The 23,903-nt window shown below is 58.2% G+C and carries 18 protein-coding genes and 1 tRNA gene; 10 read left to right on the forward strand and 9 right to left on the reverse strand.

The annotated features are described in order from the left end of the window. Window positions 1-383: 383 nt before the first annotated feature. The 4 genes from IIY41_RS02240 to IIY41_RS02255 form a co-directional block, all read right to left on the reverse strand. A complete protein-coding gene (locus IIY41_RS02240; RefSeq protein ID WP_009325927.1) occupies window positions 384-869 on the reverse strand; it encodes a hypothetical protein in 486 nt (161 codons plus the stop codon). A 344-nt stretch (window positions 870-1,213) separates the two neighbouring features. Further along, a complete protein-coding gene (locus IIY41_RS02245; RefSeq protein WP_287399490.1) occupies window positions 1,214-1,837 on the reverse strand; it encodes a TetR/AcrR family transcriptional regulator in 624 nt (207 codons plus the stop codon). A 123-nt stretch (window positions 1,838-1,960) separates the two neighbouring features. Next, window positions 1,961-3,277 carry a sodium-dependent transporter gene (locus tag IIY41_RS02250; RefSeq protein ID WP_050004385.1) on the reverse strand — a complete coding sequence of 439 codons (1,317 nt, stop codon included), beginning with the start codon at window positions 3,275-3,277 and terminating at the stop codon, window positions 1,961-1,963. A 186-nt stretch (window positions 3,278-3,463) separates the two neighbouring features. Then, window positions 3,464-6,115 carry a cation-translocating P-type ATPase gene (locus IIY41_RS02255; protein ID WP_502709813.1) on the reverse strand — a complete coding sequence of 884 codons (2,652 nt, stop codon included), beginning with the start codon at window positions 6,113-6,115 and terminating at the stop codon, window positions 3,464-3,466. A 531-nt stretch (window positions 6,116-6,646) separates the two neighbouring features. Here IIY41_RS02255 and pfkB point away from each other — a divergent pair. The 3 genes from pfkB (at window position 6,647) to IIY41_RS02270 (ending at window position 10,636) form a co-directional block, all read left to right on the forward strand. Next, entirely contained in the window at window positions 6,647-7,549 is a 903-nt protein-coding gene (gene pfkB / locus IIY41_RS02260; protein WP_009325922.1) for a 1-phosphofructokinase, read from the forward strand. Window positions 7,550-7,577: 28 nt separating this feature from the next. After that, complete coding sequence (gene ptsP, locus IIY41_RS02265) at window positions 7,578-9,287, forward strand: phosphoenolpyruvate--protein phosphotransferase (protein ID WP_287399494.1); 1,710 nt, start codon at window positions 7,578-7,580, stop codon at window positions 9,285-9,287. 209 nt (window positions 9,288-9,496) lie between these two features. Then, complete coding sequence (locus tag IIY41_RS02270) at window positions 9,497-10,636, forward strand: MFS transporter (RefSeq protein WP_117460260.1); 1,140 nt, start codon at window positions 9,497-9,499, stop codon at window positions 10,634-10,636. A 112-nt stretch (window positions 10,637-10,748) separates the two neighbouring features. Here IIY41_RS02270 and IIY41_RS02275 read toward each other — a convergent pair whose 3' ends face one another. Then, on the reverse strand, window positions 10,749-11,660 hold the full coding sequence (locus IIY41_RS02275; RefSeq protein ID WP_009325919.1) for an N-acetylmuramoyl-L-alanine amidase family protein: 912 nt from the start codon (window positions 11,658-11,660) through the stop codon (window positions 10,749-10,751). Further along, complete coding sequence (locus IIY41_RS02280) at window positions 11,657-12,493, reverse strand: polysaccharide deacetylase family protein (protein WP_287399498.1); 837 nt, start codon at window positions 12,491-12,493, stop codon at window positions 11,657-11,659. The genes IIY41_RS02275 and IIY41_RS02280 overlap by 4 nt, the downstream gene beginning before the upstream one ends. A gap of 288 nt (window positions 12,494-12,781) precedes the next feature. Between IIY41_RS02280 and IIY41_RS02285 the strand changes: the two genes are divergently transcribed. Beyond that, complete coding sequence (locus tag IIY41_RS02285; RefSeq protein WP_009325917.1) at window positions 12,782-13,159, forward strand: RidA family protein; 378 nt, start codon at window positions 12,782-12,784, stop codon at window positions 13,157-13,159. Window positions 13,160-13,239: 80 nt separating this feature from the next. Here the strand turns inward: IIY41_RS02285 and IIY41_RS02290 are convergent, their stop codons facing one another. Continuing rightward, window positions 13,240-13,920, reverse strand: a complete 681-nt coding sequence (locus IIY41_RS02290; RefSeq protein ID WP_205488172.1) for a CatB-related O-acetyltransferase — start codon at window positions 13,918-13,920, stop codon at window positions 13,240-13,242. 384 nt (window positions 13,921-14,304) lie between these two features. On the opposite strand from IIY41_RS02290, the gene ilvD reads away from it, so the two are divergent. Further along, window positions 14,305-16,020 (forward strand): dihydroxy-acid dehydratase, encoded by a 1,716-nt coding sequence (gene ilvD, locus IIY41_RS02295; RefSeq protein WP_337592001.1) that lies wholly within the window; start codon window positions 14,305-14,307, stop codon window positions 16,018-16,020. Between the two features lie 67 nt (window positions 16,021-16,087). Then, a complete protein-coding gene (locus IIY41_RS02300) occupies window positions 16,088-17,182 on the forward strand; it encodes a lactonase family protein (protein WP_287399503.1) in 1,095 nt (364 codons plus the stop codon). A gap of 419 nt (window positions 17,183-17,601) precedes the next feature. On the opposite strand, the gene IIY41_RS02305 is transcribed toward IIY41_RS02300, so the two are convergent. Both IIY41_RS02305 and IIY41_RS02310 read right to left on the reverse strand, forming a co-directional pair. Further along, window positions 17,602-17,685, reverse strand: a tRNA-Leu gene (locus IIY41_RS02305). Window positions 17,686-17,736: 51 nt separating this feature from the next. Then, the gene (locus tag IIY41_RS02310; protein ID WP_050004351.1) at window positions 17,737-18,300 is read right to left on the reverse strand and encodes a TetR/AcrR family transcriptional regulator; all 564 of its coding nucleotides are present in this window, start codon (window positions 18,298-18,300) and stop codon (window positions 17,737-17,739) included. Window positions 18,301-18,489: 189 nt separating this feature from the next. Between IIY41_RS02310 and IIY41_RS02315 the strand changes: the two genes are divergently transcribed. The 4 genes from IIY41_RS02315 (at window position 18,490) to IIY41_RS02330 (ending at window position 23,729) form a co-directional block, all read left to right on the forward strand. Further along, window positions 18,490-20,250 carry an NAD(P)/FAD-dependent oxidoreductase gene (locus tag IIY41_RS02315; RefSeq protein WP_050004350.1) on the forward strand — a complete coding sequence of 587 codons (1,761 nt, stop codon included), beginning with the start codon at window positions 18,490-18,492 and terminating at the stop codon, window positions 20,248-20,250. Beyond that, a complete protein-coding gene (locus IIY41_RS02320) occupies window positions 20,237-21,493 on the forward strand; it encodes an NAD(P)/FAD-dependent oxidoreductase (protein WP_009325911.1) in 1,257 nt (418 codons plus the stop codon). The genes IIY41_RS02315 and IIY41_RS02320 overlap by 14 nt, the downstream gene beginning before the upstream one ends. Continuing rightward, the gene (locus IIY41_RS02325) at window positions 21,490-21,867 is read left to right on the forward strand and encodes a DUF1667 domain-containing protein (RefSeq protein WP_055080923.1); all 378 of its coding nucleotides are present in this window, start codon (window positions 21,490-21,492) and stop codon (window positions 21,865-21,867) included. Before IIY41_RS02320 ends, IIY41_RS02325 begins: the two co-directional genes overlap by 4 nt. Before the next feature lie 128 nt (window positions 21,868-21,995). Beyond that, a complete protein-coding gene (locus IIY41_RS02330) occupies window positions 21,996-23,729 on the forward strand; it encodes an FAD-binding oxidoreductase (RefSeq protein WP_055080922.1) in 1,734 nt (577 codons plus the stop codon). Window positions 23,730-23,903 lie beyond the last annotated feature (174 nt).

A 23,903-nucleotide genomic window follows, 5' to 3' on the forward strand; every position in this document is an offset into this window, starting at 1 on the left:
CGGGGCGCGTGGCTGCACACGCACGGCCTTTGCTGCTGTAAGCATACCGCGTCCACAAGAAACAGTATGTTGTTTTTACAACGAAATCCACATTTTTGCAGATACAGATAAAAAGCGCTCCGTGCACCGTGCGCAGCAAAAAAGGCCGATGCTATTCCGCGCTTGTGGTGAAAAAACAAGAGCGGCGCGGTTCTCATTGCGTCGCTCTTGCTGGCTCTACGGTGCGCCAAGGGGATAGGGGAGCGCGCCTGTGACCGTTTGCTTTGGGAAAAATATTCTTCTCCGTTTTTGCAGCTCTGCTGCAAATAGGCTTCGGACCCTGCCAATATCGGCATAACCGTGCTCCCGATCGGTTCTCCGTTTTTTAAGAGGAGTGGCCTGTATCACTTTTTGGCAAAACGGTTCATAAAAAAATCTGTGAAAGCGGCGAGCGCTTCGGTCTGTGACACATATACATAGAGACTCTCGTCTTCCAACCAGTCGCAGGCATTGATACCGATGTAGCTTTTTCTGTCAGGGTAGATAATAAAGGCATCGGTGGGGTACTTGTTCCGATAGGCTTTCAGAATTTCAGAACGGCGGTAATAGGTAGGTGCACCGCACCCAGAGAGAGCCGGTACGGTGGGAAGCGCCACGATCGTCTGATTTGCCTCATTCCAACCGACGATCAAATTCCCTACTTTTGTTTTACTGCCGTGGATAAACCCGTAATTGAACCGCGACACATCCTCTGTGTAGGCGAAAATCAGTTGATAGTCGGCTCCGTTTTCTACCGCTTGGTTGAACAGCAGACGCATTTTTTCGGCGTTTGCATTGCTCTTTTCCATGTCGATTTCAGGCCCCTTAAATAATTTGCTGAAAAAACCCATAACCATTCTCCTTGCTTGTAAAACAATTTTGTTTTATCACCACAGCGTTTCTGCTGTCATGAATAAAGGGGGACATACGCTTGGTGGACTGGCCAAGCCCTCCATAAGCTCTTGCCGCTGGAATCCTTGCATGGCTGTTCCAATCGCCAGCCGCACAGGCCAGAGGTTCTGGAAAGTGCGATACTTCCATGTGCGAATTTTCAGTCTCAGAGATATATAAAACTACAGCAGCCAAAACTGAAATAAATACAAATTTTATAATTTGTATTTATTTTGCTCAAAAAACTATCCGGATGTGCGGCATTAAAGCATACAATCCGGATAAATCTATGCGATGCATACCATCATCGGCAGAAGTTTTCTTTCTTTAAAGGCTCCAGGAAGTCCACGATGGCCTTGATTTGAAATGCGACTGTTTCATCAGCCGCTTCGGGAACAAACAGCGGCATTGTTTCCGGGATCGCTCTGCGGACAATCATGGCCATCAGGCTTATATTTGTAAACAAACCAACTCTCGCACAATCTGCCCCGATCCCAAAACACTCTAAAATATTGCCGAACAAACGGGTCTGCTTTTCCCGAAAGGTCCGATAGGCTTCGTGCGACAAACGGCGAAAGAGCATTTGCTGCTCTTCAATGGTCAAAATCAGGATCCCATTTTTTTCACCGTAGCAGCAGGCGTAAAGAAATTGTGTGACAGCCTCTCGCCAACTCAAAGAGGGAGCATCCATCAATTTCTGTGCGTATACAAGAACCCTTGGCTGCTGGAGGTAAAGTGCCTCTATGATGAGGGACTCTTTTGTGGAAAAAAAAGAATAGAAGAATGTGCGAGAGATTCCTACCGCCTTGTAGATTTGTTCCACAGTCGTATGCTGTATTCCCTGTTTCGCCAGGAGCTCAAGGCCTTTGGTGAGCAGCGCCTCTCGCACTTGCGCCTTTTCCGCTTCAGAATAAGCGACCTTTGGCATTTTATCCTCCTAAAAATAAAAACAAATGCATAAACTTGTTTTTATTTTACCATATACAATCGAAAAAAACAATTCAGAGTTTTTTGAAACAAAGAAGAAGCCGGAGCTAAAAGTAGAAGCGGCTCAGCCGATGCCGCCGCAAATGATGCTTAAAATGAATACCAACACGGCCAGCCCTACGTAAAGGTACCGCGCCGTGGGCAGGAACGCCCGGCACAGCGCTTTTTTGCGGCCCAGAACAAGCTCTTCTCCGATGCGTTTGCCGCCCAGCACCCAGTAGATGATGAACGCGCACAGCAGCGCTCCGAAGGGCACGACATAAATGGTGATGGCGTCCATCCATTTGCCCAGGTACGGCTCAAATTCAATAAACGCGCCCGCCGCAAAGGCCAACGCGCCCACCAGTACAACGGCGGCTTTGCGCGGCAGCTTTAGATGTGTCGTCACTGCCTCGGCGCACACCTCAAACATGTTGATGAGGCTGGTGATACCGGCAAAAATAACAGAGAGGAAGAACAGCACGGCAATGAAGCGCCCGCCCGGCATCTGTGCGAATACTTTGGGCAGCGTGATGAAAATAAGCGGAGGGCCTGACGCAGGGTCCATGCCGAAAGCGAACACCGCGGGAAGGATGGCAAAGCCGGCCAGCAGAGCCGCGCAGGTGTCCAGCAGCGCCGTCTGCATGGCGGCGCGGGGGATATCCTCTTTCTTGGAGAGGTAGCTGCCGTAGATGATCATGCCCGAGCCGGTGATGGACAGAGAGAAAAACGCCTGTCCCATGGCCATGACCCATGTCATCGGGTCCAGCAGCTTTTCCCACTGGGGAATCAGCAGATAGCGGTAGCCCTCGGCAGCGCCGGGCAAAAAACCCACATAAACAGCCACAACGAGAAACAGCACGAAGAAAGCGGGCATGATGATGCGGTTCACCTTTTCAATTCCCTGCAGCACGCCGCGCGCCAGGACCAGCACCGTGACGAGCACCACCACGCCGTGCCACAGCAGGCTGCCGAACGGCCCGGTGATCTGCCCGAAATATTCCTCGGATCCCACGGCAAACAGTGAACCGGAGACGGCTCCCCAGCAGTAACGCACCACCCATCCCACAATGACGGCGTATCCGATGGCGATGCCCAGCGAACCCAGCAAAGGAATGGCGCCCAGCACGCCGCCGCCTTTTTTGCCGCGGCTGCGCAGCGCGTAAGCGTAGGAGCCGATGGGCCCCGTGCCCGTCAGACGGCCGAAGGCGAATTCGCCGGAAAGGCCCACCCATCCGAAAAGGGCAACAAAGCCGAAATAAATCAGCAGGAACGCCGCGCCGCCGTACTGGCCCACGCGGTAAGGGAACATCCAGATGTTGCCCATGCCCACGGCGGAGCCGACAGAGGCAAGGACGAAGCCGATGCGGTTTTTGAAATTGGCAGGTTGGTTCTGCTGCATGAGAAAGCGTTCCTTTCAGCCGCTGCGGAGCTGCGCCCTGCGGCAGTGTGATGTCATTCAGTATATCATAAAACAGGATGCTTCCCAAGCCTTTTTTGTGTTTTTACCGGCATGAGCGGTATAAAAAAGGCCGCTGCATTTGCAGCGGCCCGTAAAAACCAAATGGGAAATCTTCAAAGCGCGCGGTTACGCAGGCTGTTTTTCCGCGCGGCGGCGTGCGGCCTTGCGCTGGAAGAACTTGACGCATTCCACAATGGGGATCACACACACGGCCAGAGCCATGGCAACGGCATATTCCGGCGCGCTGATGTGCGTAAAGCCGAACGCGTCCGAAATGCCGGGCAGGTAGATGACGCCGGTCGTCAGCACAAGGCTGAGCAGCATGGCGCCCCACAACACCTTGTTGTGAGAGCCGAGCGTGAACACACTGCCGCGCTGGCTGCGCATGTTGAAGCTGTGGAAGATCTCGGCCATGCTCATGGTGAGAAAGGCCATCGTCACGCCGTCGGGGCTGGCGGCGATCTCCCATACGCCGGATTCCATCCAGTGGCCGATAAAGTAGGCGGCCAGCGTTACGCAGGTGACCATAAAGCCCTGATACGCCACGTCTACGCCCAGCCCGCCGGAGAAGATGCCGTCTGTGGACGGGCGCGGCTTGCGGTGCATCAAATCCGGCTCGCCCTTTTCAAGGCCCAGGGCCAGAGCGGGGAAGCAGTCGGTGATGAGGTTGATCCACAGCAGGTGCACGGGCTCCAGGATAACAAAGCCCATGAGCGTGGCAAAGAACACGCTCAGCACCTCGCTCATATTGGAGCCCAGCAGGAACTGGATGGCCTTGCGGATGTTGTCGTAAATGCGGCGCCCTTCCTCCACGGCGTTGACGATTGTGGCGAAGTTGTCGTCGGCCAGCACCATATCGGCCACGTTCTTTGTAACGTCCGTGCCGGTGATGCCCATGCCGATGCCGATATCCGCGCTCTTGATGCTGGGCGCGTCGTTGACGCCGTCGCCCGTCATGGCTGTGACAAAGCCGTTTTTGCGCCATGCGTTGACGATGCGCACCTTGTGCTCGGGCTGCACGCGGGCATACACGCTGTAACGGCCGATCACTTCCGCAAACCGGTCGTCGGAGATGTCGTTCAGCTCCGCGCCTGTGATGGCTTCATCCGCTGTTTCGATGATGCCGAGCTGCTTGGCGATGGCGATGGCGGTATCCTTGTGGTCGCCTGTGATCATGATGGGACGGATGCCGGCTTGGCGGCACTCTGTAATGGCGTCCTTTACCTCGGGGCGGATCGGGTCGATCATGCCCGTCAGGCCCAGGAAGGTCAGGTCATGCTCCAGCGTGTCCGGCTCGAAATCCGGCGGAAGCTGGGGCCATTCGCGGCTGGCCGCGCACAGCACGCGCAGCGCTTTGTCGGCCATCTGCTTGTTCTGGCGCAGGATCTCGGCGCGGGCTTCCTCCGTCATGGGCAGTATCTTACCATCCTTGGCGTAAGAGGTACAGCGGCTGAGCACCACGTCGGGCGCGCCCTTTGTGTATTGGATATATGCGCCGTTGTTTTCGTGCACGGTGCTCATCATTTTGCGGCCGCTGTCAAAAGGAGCCTCGCCCACACGGGGCTGGGCCGCCTCCAGCGTGCCCTTGGGCAGGCCGACGCCGGTGGCGTAATTTACCAGCGCGCATTCGGTGGGCTCGCCCTCAGCGTCGCCGTTTTCGCCGGGCTTGGCGTCGCTGCACAAAGACATCGCGCGGGCCAGGGGCTCTTCTTCACCCACGTGCTCCACAACCGTCATCTTGTTCTGCGTCAGCGTACCGGTTTTGTCCGAGCAGATGACCTGTGCGCAGCCCAGCGTCTCCACAGCCGTAAGGCGGCGGATGACGGCATTGCGCTTGGACATGTTCGTTACGCCGATGGAGAGTACGATGGTAACGACGGTGGCAAGGCCCTCGGGGATGGCCGCGACGGCAAGACTGACCGCTACCATGAACGTACTGATGATGACGTCGAGGTGGAAATCGCCCGCCTTGATAAGGCTGAAGGCGAAGATGAATACGCAGATGCCGAGCACCAGCCAGCTCAGGATCTTACTGAGCTGCGCCAGCTTTTTCTGCAGCGGAGTCTGTCCCTCTTCGGCCTGCGCCAGCGCGCCTGCGATCTTGCCCATCTCGGTGTCCATACCGGTGCCCGTGATGAGGACACGTCCGCGGCCGTATACTACGGTGCTGCCCATATAGGCCATGTTTTTGCGGTCGCCCAGGGGGACGTCCTTGCCGTCGTCGAGGCCCAGTGCGGAAACGACTTTGTTCACGGGTACGCTTTCGCCCGTGAGCGCGGCTTCCTCGATCTTCAGGCTGGCGCTCTCCAGAATGCGGCCGTCTGCGGGCACGGCGTCGCCGGCGTCCAGAACGACAACGTCGCCCGGCACCAGCTCCTCGCTTTTCAGCGAGACCTGTTTGCCGCCGCGGATCACCTTACTGGTGGCGGCCGTCATTTCCTGCAGCGCCTCAATGGCTTTTTCCGCCTTGCTCTCCTGATACACGCCGAGTACGGCGTTGATGAGCACGACGATAAGGATGATGAACACATCCGCAAAGCTTTCGCCCGAATAAGCCGCCGTTACACCGGACACTGCCGCCGCAACAAGCAGGATAATGATCATAGGGTCGCTCAGCTGCTGCAGAAAGCGCTGCAGCGTTGTGACCTTTTTTCCTTCGGCCAGCTTGTTGGGGCCTTTTTCGGCCAGCCGCCTGGCGGCTTCCGCGTCGGTAAGGCCGTCCGGGGTGCTCTTCAGTTCGGCAAGCGCCCGGCCGGCCTCCTCACAATAAAACTTCAACACACAACATCCTTTCTCGTTTCAAGGGTTTCCCAATTTGGTGTTTCTATGAAAAAACAGCAAGCTGTTTTTCATCCGCGGAACATGCGCCGAGCGCCCGGCATGGGGGAACAACGCAAAAAAGCCACGCACAATACCAGACCCCGGCAAAATGCAGGGGCGGCCTGTGGGGCATATCCCTGTCCGTCAAGAGGCCTGGATAAGAAAAAAGACCCACGTGCGGCTTGGCGCCACACATGAGTCTCGTTCTTACTTTTAAGCCAGGTCCGTGTGCGGGCCATGCTGTTGACTTAAAACCGCCCCGGCGGGGCGTGAACTACTCCCTCATGGAGAAAAGAAAAAGTTTCCTTTGTTCAATATTATACACCAGCTTTCGCCGCTTGCAAGTCCCTGTTTGTAAAGGAAACGTTAACAAAAGACATTTTTCGCACGTTTTCCGCCGGAAAACTCAGGCTTCGTGCGCGGTGGGAAATATTTGAAATTGAACGCATGCAGTGTTATGATAGCATCAACGATCAAGGAGGCAAACATATGATCTATACAGTTACATTCAATCCGGCCATCGACTATGTGGTGCAGCTGGAGCACCTGACGCAAGGAACTGTGAACCGGACCGGCGATGAGGCGGTCTATTGCGGCGGCAAGGGGATCAACGTCTCCACGGTGCTGACGAACCTGGGCATAGAAAATGTGGCGCTGGGCTTTTTGGCGGGCTTCACAGGCGATGCCGTTGAAAACGCGCTGCAAAGAAAAGGGCTGCGCACGGATTTTATCCGTCTGCAAAACGGGATGACCCGCATCAATGTGAAAATTCGCGGCGCCTGCGAGACGGAGATCAACGGCAAAGGGCCGGACATAGGCCCGGCGGCGCTGGCGCTGCTGTACAAAAAGCTGGACGCCGTCACGGACGGCGATGACCTTGTTCTGGCGGGCAGTATTCCCGCGGGTATGCCGGGCGATATCTATGAGAAGATCATGGCCGCGCTGCAGGAAAAGAAGGTGCGCGTCACAGTGGATGCCACAGGGGATCTTCTGCTGAATGTTCTGAAGTACCGCCCGTTCCTTATCAAGCCAAACCAGCACGAGTTGGGCGAGCTGTTCGGCCGCACACTGAAAACCGGGGATGATATCCGTGCATGCGCCGCAAAGCTGCAGGACAAGGGCGCGCGCAACGTGCTCGTTTCTCTGGCGGGCGACGGTGCGATCCTGCTGGACGAAACGGGTCAGTTCCAGGAGATTGGCGTTCCGCGGGGCACGGTGCGCAATGCAGTGGGTGCGGGCGATTCCATGGTGGCGGGCTTTTTGGCCGGTTATCTCAAGCTGGGCACCTATTCCTACGCTCTGCGCATGGGCGCGGCCGCGGGCAGCGCGACGGCGTTTTCCGATGAGCTGGCCACAAAGGAAGAAATATTGAAGCTGCTGAATACCTTTTAAGCGGAATACCGGGAAAGGGAAGAGGAACATGTTGCTGCAAGGCGTAGGCGTCTCCCCTGGTGTCGGCATCGGCCGGGCCGTGGTTATTGCGGAGGGGAGCCTTGATTACACACAGGTCCATTTCGCGGGCGTGCAGCAGGAAAAAGCACGCCTGCGCACGGCCGTGCAGGCATTTGCACAGCGGACGCAGGCTATGGCGGACGCGCTGCGCGCGCGCCTGGACGGACAAGAGGCGGACATCCTCGCCAGTCAGATTCTGATGGCAAACGATCCGGCTCTGCTTGCGCAGACAGACAGCCGCATTGAAGCGGGCGAATGCGCGGAGGCCGCTTTGGACGCAGTGTGTGCGTCATATATCCAGCTGTTTGCCGCGGCAGGCGACGAATTGCTGGCGCAGCGTGCCGCGGACATAGAGGATATCCGCGCCCGCCTGCTGGCGATTTTGCTGGGGCGCAGTGAAGCGTCCATCCCGGACGTGCCTCCGGGCACCGTGCTGGTCGCATGGGATCTCACGCCTTCCATGACCGTGAGCGTGAACCGGGAAAATGTTGCCGCTTTTGTGGCGGAATGCGGCGGCATGACGAGCCATGCCGCCATTCTGGCGCGTGCGTTGGGCCTTCCCGCCGTACTGGGAGCCGCGGGGGCCGCGTCTGTGCTGCGGAGCGGGGAGGATGTCGTCGTGGACGGCGGGCAGGGCGCGGTGATCGTATCTCCAAGCGGGGCGGAGCTGGCGCGGTACCGGAAAAAACAGGAGAAGGAGAAAAGACAGGCGGAGGCGCTGCAGGCGTACCGCGCGGGCCCGGCGGTGAGCGCCCGCGGCCAAAGGTACGCGCTGTACGCCAATATCGGCGGCGTGGGGCAGACCGCTGCGGCGGATGAAGCCGGGGCGGAAGGAGTCGGGCTGCTGCGGACGGAATTTCTGTTTATGGGACGTACATCCTTGCCCACGGAGGAGGAGCAGTACGAAGCTTATGCATCGGTGTCCCGCGCTATGGGGGACAGGCCCGCGGTTGTCCGTACGTTGGATATCGGCGGCGACAAGGCGCTGCCGTATCTGGGACAGGAAAAGGAGGAGAATCCTTACCTGGGCCGCCGGGGCATCCGCTACTGCCTTGCCCGGCCTGAGGTGTTCCGCACGCAGCTTCGGGCGCTGCTGCGCGCGGGGGCGGAGCGTGGGAACATTAGGATCATGCTGCCAATGGTGACGGGCGTACAGGAGCTGCGCGCTGCACGGACGATGCTGGAGCAGGAAAAGCAGGCGCTTTCCGCGAGGGGCGTTGCATTTGACGGGGTGATTTCTCTGGGCGTGATGATCGAAACGCCGGCCGCCGCTGTCATTGCGGATCTGCTGGCGAAGGAGTCGGATTTTTTCAGCATTGGCACCAACGACCTGGTGCAGTACATTTTAGCCGCGGACCGGGGCAATGCAGACATTGCGGAGCTATATGCACCCTGCCATCCGGCGGTGCTGCGCAGCATTCGGGATGTGATCGCCGCGGGCCGTGCGGCAGATGTGCCGGTGTGCATGTGCGGCGAAGCTGCAGCAGACCCGTGTCTTATTCCTCTGTGGATGGCGTTTGGCCTGGATTCTTTCAGCGCTGGGCCCTCCGCTCTGCCGGAAGTGCGCCGGACTGTTTCACGCTGGACGGAGGAAGAAGCGCTTTGCACGGCGAAGGAGGCACTGGCCTGTCCGGATGCGGATGCTGTGCGGGCGCTGCTGGCCGCGCGCCGCAGATAGCGGCAAAGCGGCGGGGAGCAGGATTTGCACAAATTGCGGAAATCCCGCTCCCACATGCCATTCTTGCGGTTTTGCGCCTGCCCGCTTGACGGGGCGGGCGTTTTTTTCTACACTGGAATACAAAAAGACAGGCGCCGCGCCAAAAGCGCCGCACCCATAGCTGCGGGCCGGGAAAGGCCTGCGGCATTACTTTGCCTGGAGGATGTTTTATGAATGCTTTGCGGCAAAACAAGGCGGCCTGCGCATATCCGGCCATGCTGCTCAATGGTGTGTGCGCCAGCAGCGGCGGAGTGGTGATGGCGCTTTTGCAGGAACGGTACGGCCTGAGCTACCAGTGGAGCGGCCTGCTGCTGGCCATGCTGAGCGTGGGCAACCTTGCGGCGGGCTTTGCCGCGGGCATGCTGCCCGCGCACTGGGGCCAGCGGCACACCGTTCTTATGCTGGCGGGCGGTGCGGCGCTGGGTTACGGCGCAATGATCCTCACGGGAAGCCCGTGGGCGCTGCTGGCCGCTTTCACATTGGTGGGCGTGGCCAAGGGCACAACGCTGAACACCAGCAGCGCGCTTATCGCGGCGCATGCACGGGAGCGCACGAAATGCATGAATCTCATCCATGCATGCTTTGCCACGGGGTCGCTGCTGTGCCCGCTGTTTATTGCGGCGCTGGGTATGGGCGGGCTGCCCTGGTGGGCGCCCATGGCAGGTCTTGCACTGTGCGGCGCGGCGCTGTGGGGCGTGTTCGCGTTGGCGGGTCTGCCGGGCCGCACAGGAGACGGCGCGCGTGTCAAAAACGATTGGTCTTTTCTGCGTTCGCCCCGTTTTTGGGTGCTGACCGGGCTTGTCTTTTTTCAAAACTGCACGGAGATCAGCGTCACGGGCTGGATGGTGACATATTTCAAGGATGTGGGCATCCTCTCGGGCCCGGCGGGCCAGATGACCGTTACGGTCATCTGGGGCGCAATGCTGGCCGGGCGTCTGTGCATCGCATTTGTTTTCCCGGTAAAAAACAGCTTCCGCACCCTTTCGCTGATGTCCGCATGCTGCGTAGGCACCTATATCCTACTTCTAATGGCAAAAACGCCCGCATCTGCGCTGATCTGCCTGTTCCTGTTCGGCCTGGCCATTGCAGGCGTGAACCCGACGGCTGTCGCGGCGGGGAATGCGCTCTCCGGCGCGGGCCTCGGCGTGATGCTTCCCGCAGCGGGCGTGGGCGCGGTTTTAATGCCGTACATCACAGGCGCGGTGGCGCAGCGGTTCGGCATCTGGGCAGGCATGCTGTGCACGGTGTTTGCGCTGATGGGCATGACGGCATGCGCCGTTGCGCTGCACCGCAGAAACGATATGAAATAAACGTGCCGCACCGGCGCTTGAAAAACGGCGGCTGCCGCCGGATGCAAAACGCGCCCCCCGTCGCAAGGGCCGGGGGCGCGCTGCTGTATTCGTGGAAAGAGCGGTGCGGCGTTCACACGCTGCCGCCCTGCGGCAGAGGCTCGGTGCCGAAATAGGCGCAGATCGCCTCGTAATAGATACGTGCGGCGCGGGCGCATCCGGCCTCTCCCGTCCAGTTTTCCACATCGCTGTAATTGGTCAGAAAACACTGCTCCACCAGCACGGCGGGGCAGTAGGGCCTTTCCACGATGCCGAAGCTCTTTTGCTCGCGTATCTTGGTGTCGGTGCTGTCCACGATGCGTTTGCTCTTTCCGTTGTAATAGGCGAAACGAATGCCGTTTTCTCCGCGCAGGCGGTGCCCGGCGCCGCCCATTTTCTGCGCGATGCATTGGGCAAAGCGCATGGATTCTTCCGAGTAGGTGCGCCCGGGCGGCGTGGGGAAGCATTCAAAGCCGTGGGACTGTCCCGTGCTTTCGTCGCTGTTGGCATGAACGCTCAGAAGCAGGGAAGCGCCGGCGTCGGTCGCGGCCTGTGCACGCTCCTTGATGGAGCGGTCCTCGCCGTTGGGGCGCGTGCGCACAGGCGCATAGTTGGAGTCCTGCTCCAGAAGCGTATAGAGGGCGTTTACCGTCTGTTCGCATACTTCCAGTTCTTTGATGATCGCCTCCGCACCGGTGTCGAAGCCGCCGTGTCCGGCATCCAGCGCCACGGTGTAGGGCGGCTGGGTCTGCAGCAGATACGGCCGGTCCGGGTCGCCCGTGAGTTGGGGCGGTGAAGGCGATGCAGGCGCCGGGCTGCGGGGCGTGCCCGAAAAACCGGCAGGCTCGCTGAGCACCGTGTGCATGCATGCGGCCATCAGCAGGCCGGCAAGGCATACCGCTCCAAGGCAAAGCGCGCGCCTGCCGCGGGTGTGCAGGCTGTATACGCCGCCCTGCCTCGCAGAGCGCGGGCCGCGGTCTGCGGAAGCGCGTGCGGGCCCGCTCATGCGGCAGGCGCGGCAGGCGGCGCGCCAAGTTCTGAAAGTGTGCCGAAGGTATACCCCATCTCTTCCCACCGTGTCAGCAATTCATCCAGAATTGCCGCATTGGTGGCGCTGGTGGAATGCAGGAGCACGATCGCGCCGTCGTGGGTACGGGGCATCAGTTTGTCAAAAGCGGCCTCCCGCGAAGGCTGTGCATCCTGTTTCCAGTCCACATAGGCGAGGCTCCAGAAAATGGTTTTGTAGCCCAGTTCCTGCGCCCAGGTAAGGTTTTCATCGCTGAATTTGCCTTCGGGCGGTCGATAGAAAAGCGGCAGGGGCGTTCCTGTCGTTTCCTGGAACAGCGCGGCAAGATCATTCAGCTCTTTTTTGAAAGAGGCTTCATCTTTTTGGGACATGTTCGGGTGGTGATAGGTGTGGTTGCCCACCGTATGGCCTTCGGCGACCATCCGCTTGATCAGGTCCGGGTTTTCCTTGATATAGCTGCCTACTACAAAGAAGGTGCCGGGGGCGTTGTGCTTTTTCAGCGCGTCAAGAATGGGTGCGGTATTGCCGTTCTCATACCCTGCATCGAACGTCAGATACAGCCGCTTCTGCTCCGCGTCTCCGCGGTAAAAAGCATCGAAGGGGCGCAGCTTTTCGGCTGAGAGGTTGGGAATGGGCGGTTCGTTTTCCGTCTGAAACGAAAGGCCCCATTCATAAGAAGCAGCAGCCACAGCCGCGGGTTCTGCCTCCGCCCGCGGCCAGCCGAGCCCCAGCAGAACGCCGCCCGCCGCCGCAGCGCACAGCACGGCAGCCAGTACGCGGTGGGCCGCTTTTTTCGGGATGCATAGATACATCTTTGTTCACCTGCCTTGTGGTGCAATCATATGCGGGCGCAAAAAGAAAAATGTAACGGCGGACAGATTTTGTTCGCCGTGCACACCCTGTGACGGAAAAGAATGAGCCGCCGAATATTTTGCAGAGCGATGCGCCCCGTGGAGAGGCATACACGAGAAAATACAGCGCTTCGGTTGACAAGTGAAAACGCCGGTGCTACGATAAATCCATATCTATTATGCGAGGTGGAAGAGGTGCGGCATTCGGTACGGCACATGGCGCTTTTGTTCCACAGAAAGGAAAGAAACATGGAAATCAAATACACGCAGACAGAAAAAGCACCCGCGGCCATCGGCCCGTACTCGCAGGCGGTGTCTGTCGGGAATCTGCTGTTCACTTCCGGCCAGATCCCCATTGATCCGGCCACGGGCGAGATCGCGGGTGCGACCATCGAGGAACAGGCGCGCCAGAGCGTCGCCAATGTCGGGGCGATTCTGGAAGCCAACGGCACTTCGTTTGACAAAGTGGTGAAAACGACCTGTTTCCTGGCGGACATGAGCGACTTTGCGGCTTTCAACGCTGTGTATGCTGAGGCGTTCGTGTCACGTCCCGCACGGTCCTGTGTGGCGGTGAAGACACTGCCTAAGAATGTCCTGTGCGAGATCGAAGCAATCGCGGCACTGTAAAGCATATAAGCTTTATGTCAATAGGGGCAAAATAAGGGAAACACCCGGCAGACCGTTTCGGCTGCCGGGTGTTCTGCATTTTATAATATATGCGGCCGCTCCGTTTCCGTCTGGAGCAGGGTGCGCAGTGTTTTGCGCACATGCTCCAGGTCGGGGTCGCACAGCAGCGGCAGAAGCTCCGTCACCTGCTGCACCGGAAGGTCCCACCAGCGAAACTGCAGCAAAAGCCCGGTCAGCTCTGCGTCAAAGCGGTGCTTGAGCAGCCTTGCGGGATTGCCGCCCACGACGGTGTAAGGGTCTACGTTCCGCGTCACAACGGAATAAGCCGCAACAATGGCGCCGTCACCGATTTTTACGCCCGGCATGACGGTGCATTCCCGCCCCAGCCATACATCGCTGCCCACAACGGTATCGCCCTTGAATGGGAGCTGGGAAAGGTGCGGCGGCGTACTTTCAGCCCATGCGCCGCCGAATACATTGAATGGGTAAGTGGTGACGCTGCACATCCGGTGGTTCGCGCTGCCCATAATGAAGCGCGCGCCGCTCGCAATGCAGCAGAACTTCCCGATGATGAGTCTGTCGCCGAATTCGGGCCAGTTGAACAGCACGTTGTTCTTTTCAAAATCCGCAGGTGCAGCGGGGTCGTCGTAATAAGTATAATCGCCGACAAAGATGTTGGGGGCGGTGATCACGTTTTTTAAAAAGCATGAAGTGCCGTATTCGTTGGGAAAGACTGTGTCAGGGTTGGGGATGCGATTCATATATCATTCTTCTGTCTATTCAATATCACCTCCAGACGTATTTTTTAATGCGGCAGAAACCGCCCTCTTTTTTCGTATCTCTTTCATAATGCACCACTGATATCAGGTGAAAGCTGCTTGCCTTGCAGCCGCGAACAACATTTATTATAACTGCGACAGAGGTTGAAGGCAAGCGTGGACGTCCCGCCTTTTGTATTCGGGAAAAATATTTGCTACAGCAAAAAAGCTTTTGCTGTGACAGCGCCTATATGCTACAATATTTTAGACATAAAGATATTATTCCCCAAAGGAATTTGCTTGTGGTATGGATATTTATTTAACGCTGTACAGGAAAAAAACGGCGAGCCGCCGCAATCATCAAAAGGAGTGTAGAGAATGCAGGAAATGATCAGCCAGAAGGTGCGGACGCTTTCGCCGGAGATCGACCCGCTGCGCATGGGTATGGGGCAGACGGAGGCCGACCTGGAAAAAACGCAGGTAATGGTGGAGAGCACATTTGGCGACAGCCATCCCGGCAGCGCGCACCTGCTGTGTTTGGTGGAAGCCGCCGCTGCGGGAGTACGCAGCGCGGGCGGGAACCCTGCGCGCTACTTTGCTACAGATATATGCGACGGCATGGCGCAGGGACACGACGGCATCAATTACTCGCTCGCTTCGAGGGAGATCATTGCGGATGCCATCGAGATCCACGGTATGGCCACGCCTTTTGACGCAACGGTATACATTGCAAGCTGTGATAAGGGCCTGCCCGCGAATCTGATGGCCTCCGGCCGGCTGAACACGCCGGGCATATTTGTGCCCGGCGGTGTGATGGATGCGGGGCCGGATCTGCTGACGCTGGAGCAGATCGGTACATACAGCGCCCAATATGAGCGCGGCGAGATCACCGCGGAGCAGTTCCGGTTTTATAAGACCCATGCCTGCCCGTCCTGCGGAGCATGCAGCTTTATGGGCACGGCGTGCACGATGCAGATGATGACCGAGGCCTTGGGGCTTTCGCTTCCGGGCAGCGCGCTTGTTCCGGCCGCAAGCCCGCTGCTGGCAGACTATGCGCGGCGCGCGGGCGAACAAGCGGTAGCGCTGGCGCGCGCGGGCATCCGCACGGGAGATATCGTGACAAAAGAGGCATTTGAAAACGCCGTCCTCATCCATGCCGCCATTTCCGGCTCCACCAATGCGATGCTGCACCTGCCGGCCATCGCACACGAGTACGGCATAGAGCTGGACTGCGATATGTTTGACCGCATGCACCGCGGGGCGCGGTGGCTGCTGGACGTTCGCCCGGCGGGCAGGTGGCCCGCCGCCTACGTGTGGTATGCAGGCGGCGTGCCGCGCGTTATGGAGCGCCTGCGCGATCTGCTGCATCTGGATGTACTGACGGTCACGGGCAGAACACTGGGCGAAAACCTGGACGAACTGCAAAAGAATGGCTTTTACGAAAGCTGTGCATCGTATCTGCAGGGTACGGGCGTTGCACCGGAGGACGTCATTCGCCCGCTGGAAAAACCGTTGGGCACAGATGGCGCCATCGCTGTTCTGCGGGGCAACCTTGCGCCGGGAGGCGCCGTGGTCAAACACACGGCCGTGCCGGAGGAGATGTTCGGCGTAACGCTGCGCGCACGGCCGTTTGACTGTGAGGAGGACGCCATCCATGCTATCCTCACACACGCCGTCCATCCCGGTGAGGCAGTGTTCATCCGCTACGAGGGCCCCAAAGGCAGCGGTATGCCGGAGATGTTCTATACCACCGAGGCGATCTCGTCGGACCCGGCGCTCGCCCGAAGCATCGCGCTCATCACAGACGGCCGTTTCTCCGGTGCCTCAAAGGGGCCGGTGATCGGCCACGTCAGCCCGGAGGCTGCGGACGGCGGGCCGATCGCACTTGTGGAGGAGGGAGACCTCATCCGTATCGACATCCGCGGGCGCAGCCTGTCCATCATCGGAGCAAACGGCGCCGAGAAAACGCCGGAACAGATGGAGGCGATCCTCGCTGCACGCCGTGCTGCGTGGAGTCCCCGTCCGCCCCGATATACAAAAGGTGTGCTCCGGTTTTACACCCGGCACGCCGTATCGCCCATGCGCGGCGGCTATATGGAATAGTACATTGCCCCAGTATAGGGCGTACCTCTCCGTTTCGTATGAGGGAAAGAGAAAGCTGTGATAATGGATGAAAGAGACATATCAGTTATTTGTAGGAACATACAGCAGGCCGATCCGGTTTGGTACAGGGGAAATCCTGGAGGGCAGGGGAAAAGGAATTCATAGGTATACCTTTGATGCCAAAACGGGCACGTTGTATGAAAGTACCGCTCCGGCGCCGGCCGAAAACCCGTCTTATCTGGCGTTATCTTTTGACAAACAGTATTTGTATGCAGTAAATGAATTGAAAGAATACAAAAATAAAGCGGGCGGGGCCGTGAGCGCTTATCGGATAGAGTCGGACGGTGGATTGCGTTTTCTGAACCAGAGGCCCACCGGTGGTGCCGACCCATGTTATGTTGGGCTTGACAGGGAAAGGCGTTGTCTTACAGTAGCCAATTTTACGGGAGGAAGCGTATGCAGCTACCCTCTGTGTGCGGATGGCTCACTGGGAAAAAAGGGCGTGATTATCCGGCATTACGGGCATGGAGCAGACCCTGTGAGGCAAAGCGCCCCGCACCCTCATGCGGCGGTTTGGGCTCCGGATGGAAAATATGTTATTGTAGCAGACCTTGGGACGGACGAGCTGACGGTTTATCGGGTGGACCGGGAAAACCGCGTCCTTTGTGCGGATGCGGTTCATAGCTTTTTTGTGGGCAGCAGGATGGGTCCGCGTGCCTGTGTGTTCGACCAAAGGGGCGAACGGTGCTATGTGCTCTGTGAGATATCCTCTGCAGTTATGACCTTTTCTTACATGGACGGAAGACTGGAATTTTTACAAGCCGTTCCTTCCGTGGCAGAGCCCGGCGGCGTGCCCAACAGCGGAGCTGACCTTCATCTGGCGCCGGACGGCCGCTTCTTGTATGTGTCCAATCGCGGACAGGACAGCATTACCGTCTTTTCGGTACAGGCAGACGGGACACTGCAATTGGTGCAGGCCGTGGGTTGCGGCGGCAGGACGCCGCGGAATTTTGCACTGGACCCCACAGGAGGGTGGGTGCTTGTGGGAAACCAGGACAGCGACAGCATTGCCGTGTTCAAACGGGACGTCCAAAGCGGAAGGCTGGCGCTGGAAAACAAAGCTTTTGCGCCGACGCCTGTCTCCCTTTTGTTCCGGGCATAGGCCGGGACGTTCTCTATACAGCAAAAACAAGGCTGAAAGCAATGCACGCAGCATTGCTTTCAGCCTTGTTTTTATATGCGATAACAGCGGAAAATATTTTGCGTTGGGTAAAATTATATCCATAACAAGAACTATATGATAGCCATAATAGCAATTAGCCGTTATATAGTATGAACCGGCTCCATGCATTACCTAAATTCCAGCGTCCATGAGGAAATGCCTTTTCTTCGCACAAAAGCATTTAAATCATTGCTAAACAAATATATTCTTCCGGACATTTGTTGCCGGACTTTTGCTTGTGTGCATTTTCTTTTCGCGGCAGTTCCCCGTGCTCAATATAAATAATTCACATCAAAATCATATCACGTTTTAAGCATGGAAAAAGACGCAGCTTTCTCTTGATGGAAGCTGCGTCTTTTTGGTGCGGGTAACAGGGGTCGAACCTGCACGTCGTAGACACCAGATCCTAAGTCTGGCGCGTCTGCCAATTCCGCCATACCCGCGCAATGTATTTATTTTACCAATCCGGCGGGGCGTTTGTCAATGCCCTGCCGTCAGCATTCGGTGATCAGGCGCGCGGTGGCTTCGATAAAAGCGTCTGTGTCCAGCGCCGGGTTTTTCAGTTGGCTTTGCACCAGCATGCCGTCCATCACAGTCAGCGTCAGCCAGGCCAGGTATTCACCGTCCGCACCGGGTTTACGAGCCGCGATCTTCTGCGCCAGTACGTTCTTAAAGTGAGCATACTTTTCCAGCAGCTTGTCCCGCACATCGCCTTTGCCCGAAACCGCCTCCGCAATCAGAAAAAGACGCATGCTGCCGCTTTTGTCGTATACTCCGCGGGAAAATGTATAGCGCAGCAGGCGGGGCAGGGAGGTATCCTTTTCTTCATTGTCTACCCAGGCAAGAAGGTCGTCCGAGAGCTTTTGCAGATACCGGTCTGTCAAATCGAACAAAATAGCGTCCCGGCTGTTGTAGTAATAGTACAACGTTCCCTTGCTGATGCGCGCGGCCCGGGCGATGTCTGCCAGTGAGATGTCGAAGAACGAGCGTTCCTCCATCAACGCGGCCGCGCTTTCCAGAATGCGTTCCCGTATTTGTGTGCCAAGCGGTGCAGCCATGGCGATCGCCCCCATCTTTTTCGTCTAATACAATAGTATAAAAGATGCTGGGCACAATGTCAAAGAAAGTTTACATTTCCCGTACAAACCGTACATTGACATTCCCTGCGGCGGGTGCTATCCTGAAAACGGAAGAAGTCGGTCGGTTGACCGACTGATAAAATCGGCAGGAAAGCGAAGGGGAGACGAATGCGGATACCGCTCAAAAAAATAAACCGTGCGCTGAAAAAGCGGTTCGGCGGGCGGGTGCAGGCTGTGGTGGAGCGCGGCGTGCTGGTGCTGCGCGGCAGTGCGGAGGATTGGGACGGCGTGGTTGCGGCGGGACGTCTTGCAGCCAGCCCCAAAAGCCGCTGGTATACGGTGAACGAGGTAACATGGCCGGGTGCGGCGCAAAGACAGCCAAAGCCTGTGCCGCAGACGGATGAAAGCCTGGCCGGACGCGCGCCGGACGTGCTGCTCATCGGCGCGGGCGTTACAGGCGCCGCCATCGCGCGGGAGCTGATGCGGTGGAATGTCGACCTGCTCTGGGTGGAAAAAGAGCACGATGTGGCGCTGCATGCATCAAGCCGCAATGACGGCATGGTGCATCCGGGTGTAGATCTGCATAAAGGTACGGCCAAATATCATTACAATCGTTTGGGCAACCGGATGTATGGCGGCGTGTGTGCCGCGTTGGGCGTGCCTTTCCGGCGCACGGGACAGTACCTGTGCTTCAAGGGCAGAGCAATGCGCCCGCTTCTGTACTTTACGCTGCCTTATTGGAAATGGCTGGGCCTCTCTGGTGTGCGCGTGCTGGGGGACAAAGCGCTGCATGCAGCCGAGCCGGGTGTGGATGAGGCGCTGCACTGCGGGTTGTTTTTTCCACAGGCGGGCATTGTCTGTCCTTACGGGCTGACCATTGCCATGGCGGAGAACGCCGTGCAGAACGGTGCGCACCTTTCGCTGGATACATGCGTGACGGGTATGGACGTGGAGAACGGACGAATCCTTGCCGTGCATACAAACCGGGGTACAGTGCGCCCGCGCATCGTCATCAATGCGGCGGGTGTGTTTTGTGAGGATATAGCACAGATGGCGCAGGATCATTTTTTCTCCATCCATCCGCGCAAGGGAACAAATGCCATCCTGGACAAAAAGGCGAAGCGCATGGTACGCACCATTTATTCCGGCATGGGAACTACCGCTACCAAGACGGTCCATTCCAAGGGCGGAGGCATCGTTTCTACGGTGGACGGCAACGTGTTGGTGGGGCCCGACGCGGTGGAAACGCCGGAAAAAGAAGATTTTTCCACCAGCGTGCAAAGCGTGCGCGCCACGTTTGAAAAGCAGCGCCATGCCGCACCTGCGCTGCGTGAAAGCGATATCATCACCTATTTTACAGGCGTGCGAGCGGCGACGTATGAGGAGGATTTCATCATACGGCCCGGGATGTTCACGGAAAATATCATCCATGCGGCGGGCATCCAGTCTCCGGGGCTGACGGCCGCGCCCGCCATCGCGCAGGAGGTGGCGCGGCTGGCCTATGGACAGCTTTCCGCGACAACCCCGCCCGCGCGCAATGCCGCCTACGACCCGACACGCAGGCCCATACCGCATGTGGCGGGGCTGCCGGACGAGGCGAGGGCCGCGCTCATCCGCCAAAACCCGGATTACGGCGAGATCGTCTGCCGGTGCGAGGAAGTGAGCAGGGGAGAAATATTGGACGCGCTGCGCAGGCCGGTGCCCTGCGATACGGTGGACGGTGTCAAACGGCGTGTGCGCCCCGGCATGGGGCGCTGCCAGGGCGGCTTCTGCGGCCCGCTGGTGACAGCCATCATCGCGGAGGAAAAAGGCATATCGCTTGAACAGGTGCGCAAGTCCGGTGCGGGCAGTGCCCAACTGCTGCGCCCCACGAAACAGAGAGAACAAAAAACGGGAACGGAAGGAGGCACAGAGGATGGAGCGCTATGACGTCGTGATCGTGGGCGGCGGCCCGGCGGGGCTTGCAGCGGCGCTGGGCGCCCGGCGAGCGGGGGCAAAAACGCTGCTGGTGGAGCGCGAGGCACGGCTGGGCGGGATCTTGAAGCAGTGCATCCACGACGGATTTGGCCTGCTGCGCTTCGGGGAACGGCTCTCCGGCTGCGAATATGCCCACCGGTACATTGAAATGCTACGCGGCTGCGGCGCGCAGACCGCGCTGCTGACTTTCGTTTCCCGCATCGAAAAAAGCGGGGAAGGCTTTGTGCTCACGCTGGTGGGCAGGGAAGGGCTGCGGAAGGTGGAGGCCCGGGCGTTGGTGCTCTCCACAGGCTGCCGCGAGCGCACAGCCCGGCAGGTGTCCATACACGGTACCCGTCCGGCGGGTGTGCTCACCGCAGGTACGGCCCAGCATTACATTAACCGGATGGGGGAGATGCCCGCCCGGCGCTGCGTGATCCTTGGTTCCGGTGACATCGGGCTCATCATGGCCCGCCGGCTGACGCTGGAGGGCGCTCAGGTGTTGGGCGTATATGAGGCAAAGCCCACGCCCAGTGGGCTTTCGCGCAATATCAGCCAGTGCCTGGAGGATTTTGGTATTCCATTGTACACCAGCCATACCGTCACCCGCGTTTCGGGCAAAGAGCGGTTGGAACGCGTGACGGTGGCCGAGGTGGACGCGCGGATGCGTCCCATACCGGGCACGGAACAGGAGCTCGAATGCGACAGCCTGATCTTATCCGTGGGGTTGATCCCGGAAAATGAGCTGGCCGAGGCACTTGGCGTGCCTTTGGATGCACGAACAAAAGGGCCTCTGTGTGACCAGAGCTATATGACGCTGGTGCCGGGCGTTTTTGTGTGCGGTAACGCGCTGCATGTGAACGACCTTGTGGATTATGTTTCCGAAAGCGGCGAAGCGGCGGGCGCGGCGGCCGCGCGCTATGTTCCCGCGGCGTGCGGGTTGGCGGAGGTGTCGGCAGACGGCGGGTTTGGATATGTGGTGCCGCAGCGCATTGACACGACAAAGCCTGCCGGGAAAACAACTTTCTTCTTCCGTTCCCTTGCTGAACGCGGAAAAACGCGTGTTCGTATGCTGGCGGACGGCAGAGAACTTTGCAAAAAGACATATATGCAGCTTAAGCCGCCGGAGATGGAGCGGATGGTGGTGGACCTTTCGGGGGCCGGGCTGCATGCAGGCTCCCGGCTTACATTCGTGATGGAGGAGGCGGACACATGAAGCGGGAATTTACTTGCATCGTCTGCCCCAACGGCTGCCGCTTGCACACCGAAGTGGAAAACGGCGCGGTGACGTCTGTGACGGGGAACCGCTGCCCAAAAGGGCGCGATTTTGCCGGAAAGGAATGCACCGCCCCCACGCGAAGCTTGTGCACCACGGTAAAAACGCTGGGGGGCGGCGCACCGGTATTGCCGGTGCGCACAGCGGGAGAATTGCCCAAGGAACGCCTGTTTGAAGCCATGGCTGTACTAAACGCGTATACGCAGACCGTGCCTGTATACTGTGGAGACGTCCTCATACCGGACCTTTTAGGCACGGGCTGCGCCGTTATTGCCACGGACGATTGGGCGCCTGAGGCGGCGGAGCTGAAATAAACCTGTGAATGCGTGTTGTGCTCGAAAAAGGTACAAAGGGGAACTCTTTGCCGTTCCATCCGACATAAAGGGAACCAGCAGACCTGCCGCAAGACGAACTTCCCACTTTTAAAAAGGAGGAGACGACCATGTCCAAGCCATATCGTGATTTTGAACCCAAATGGTACCACGGCGAGGTACCACCCACATCCTACCGCTCCATTTTCAAATGGGGCGCGCCGGATCAGATCAAACCGCCCAAGGAATCGCTTTATAAACTCGTGAAGGAAAAATTTGGCCTGACGGACGCGGACTTTGACCACTATACGGAAAATTTAGGCCTGGACGCAGTGCGGTTCGATCTGCCCTGCACCATGGAACAACGCCGCCTGGATGCGTTTCGGGACATCGTGGGTGCGGAATATGTGCGCACGGACGATTACGCGCGCCTTTCCGTTGCATACGGCAAGACCATGTACGACATCCTGCGCCTGCGCAATCAAGTGGTGGAAAACGTACCGGACGCCGTGCTTTATCCGGATACAAAGGAACAGATCGAGCGAATTGTGGCTTATTGTGCGCAGGAAAAGATACCGGTTTATGTCTATGGCGGCGGCTCGTCCGTCACACGGGGCGTGGAGTGCATGAAAGGCGGTATTTCGCTGGATATGCGCCTGCGCTTCAACAAAGTGGTCGCCTTCAATGAAGTGGACCAGACCATCACCGTAGAAGCGGGTATGAGCGGCCCGAAGCTGGAGGACACGCTCAACAACGCTCCCCGGACGCTGGGCGCAAAGCGGGCGTACACCTGCGGCCATTTTCCGCAGAGCTTTGAGCATTCCTCCGTGGGCGGCTGGGTCGTCACGCGGGGCGCGGGGCAGAACAGCACCTACTACGGCTGCATCAGCGATATTGTGATGGGACAGGAGTATGCCACGCCCATCGGACACGTCAAAACGGATACTTACCCGCGCAAGGCCACCGGGCCGGACCTGGGGCAGATCATGATGGGCGGCGAGGGCGCATTCGGCGTGCTGACGCATGTGACGCTTAAGGTGTTCCGCCATATGCCGGAGACGGTCAAGCGCTTTTCCTATATGTTCCGGGATTGGGAGACGGCCCAGGCGGCCGCGCGGGAGATCATGCAGAGCGAGGCGGGTTTTCCTTCGGTGTTCCGTCTGTCGGACCCGGAGGAGACGGAGATTATGATGCGCATGTACGGTGTGGACGAAAGCCCGCTGCGGCACCTGTTTGATATGAGGGGCTTCAAAACGGGTGAGATGTGCCTGTATCTGGGCTTCACCAACGGAGAGAAGGGGTTTTCCAAAAACTGCGCGCGGAACGTAGCGCGAGTGTGCCGCAAATTCGGCGGTATGAGCCTGACGGGCTTTGTGACGAAAAGCTGGGAGCACGGCCGTTTCAGCGACCCATACCTGCGGGACACGCTGCAGGATTTCGGCCTTGTCATCGAGACCATGGAATGCAGCGTCAACTGGAGCAATATGAGCAGCGTACATGCGGATGTGCGCGCCTATTGCCATTCTCGCCCCAACACGATCTGCATGACGCATATGTCCCATGTTTACCCCCAGGGAGCGAACCTGTATTTTATTTTTCTGGCAAAGATGAGCAGCCTGGAGGAATTTAAGGCCTACCATTCGGGAATTCTGGACGCCATTCAGAAGAGCGGCGCGGCCATGAGCCACCACCACGGCATCGGCAAAATGTTCGGTCCGTGGCTGGAAGGGGCAGTGGGGCGGAATGAATATGGAGTCATCCGCGCGCTCAAACAGTACTTTGACCCTGACAATATCATGAATCCGGGCGGCACACTGGGACTGGATGTGCCGCAGGAGGAAAAGCGTTTTCTGAAGGCGCTGTGAAAGTGGTCCGGCAACTGTTTTAAATGGTCAAAAAAGACAAGAAAGAGCCTCTCAAAATTACTTTTGAGAGGCTCTTTTCCCGGAAACAGTTGAATATTGTGAAGATGCGTTGTATACTGTTTTTTATATGAAAGAGGAGAAAAGCCCGGGCACCGGGATGGAAGAGGAGACGCA

The organism is Ruthenibacterium sp. (genome assembly GCF_017421385.1).
GTDB classification, from domain to species: domain Bacteria; phylum Bacillota; class Clostridia; order Oscillospirales; family Ruminococcaceae; genus Ruthenibacterium; species Ruthenibacterium lactatiformans.

Bases quoted from the DNA above. Each gene is read 5' to 3' on its own strand.
- IIY41_RS02240 (WP_009325927.1), bottom strand. From the start codon at position 869: ATGGGTTTTTTCAGCAAATTATTTAAGGGGCCTGAAATCGACATGGAA.
- IIY41_RS02245 (WP_287399490.1), bottom strand. From the start codon at position 1,837: ATGCCAAAGGTCGCTTATTCTGAAGCGGAAAAGGCGCAAGTGCGAGAG.
- IIY41_RS02250 (WP_050004385.1), bottom strand. From the start codon at position 3,277: ATGCAGCAGAACCAACCTGCCAATTTCAAAAACCGCATCGGCTTCGTC.
- pfkB (WP_009325922.1), top strand. From the start codon at position 6,647: ATGATCTATACAGTTACATTCAATCCGGCCATCGACTATGTGGTGCAG.
- ptsP (WP_287399494.1), top strand. From the start codon at position 7,578: ATGTTGCTGCAAGGCGTAGGCGTCTCCCCTGGTGTCGGCATCGGCCGG.
- IIY41_RS02270 (WP_117460260.1), top strand. From the start codon at position 9,497: ATGAATGCTTTGCGGCAAAACAAGGCGGCCTGCGCATATCCGGCCATG.
- IIY41_RS02275 (WP_009325919.1), bottom strand. From the start codon at position 11,660: ATGAGCGGGCCCGCACGCGCTTCCGCAGACCGCGGCCCGCGCTCTGCG.
- IIY41_RS02280 (WP_287399498.1), bottom strand. From the start codon at position 12,493: ATGTATCTATGCATCCCGAAAAAAGCGGCCCACCGCGTACTGGCTGCC.
- IIY41_RS02285 (WP_009325917.1), top strand. From the start codon at position 12,782: ATGGAAATCAAATACACGCAGACAGAAAAAGCACCCGCGGCCATCGGC.
- IIY41_RS02290 (WP_205488172.1), bottom strand. From the start codon at position 13,920: ATGAATCGCATCCCCAACCCTGACACAGTCTTTCCCAACGAATACGGC.
- ilvD (WP_337592001.1), top strand. From the start codon at position 14,305: ATGATCAGCCAGAAGGTGCGGACGCTTTCGCCGGAGATCGACCCGCTG.
- IIY41_RS02300 (WP_287399503.1), top strand. From the start codon at position 16,088: ATGAAAGAGACATATCAGTTATTTGTAGGAACATACAGCAGGCCGATC.
- IIY41_RS02310 (WP_050004351.1), bottom strand. From the start codon at position 18,300: ATGGCTGCACCGCTTGGCACACAAATACGGGAACGCATTCTGGAAAGC.
- IIY41_RS02315 (WP_050004350.1), top strand. From the start codon at position 18,490: ATGCGGATACCGCTCAAAAAAATAAACCGTGCGCTGAAAAAGCGGTTC.
- IIY41_RS02320 (WP_009325911.1), top strand. From the start codon at position 20,237: ATGGAGCGCTATGACGTCGTGATCGTGGGCGGCGGCCCGGCGGGGCTT.
- IIY41_RS02325 (WP_055080923.1), top strand. From the start codon at position 21,490: ATGAAGCGGGAATTTACTTGCATCGTCTGCCCCAACGGCTGCCGCTTG.
- IIY41_RS02330 (WP_055080922.1), top strand. From the start codon at position 21,996: ATGTCCAAGCCATATCGTGATTTTGAACCCAAATGGTACCACGGCGAG.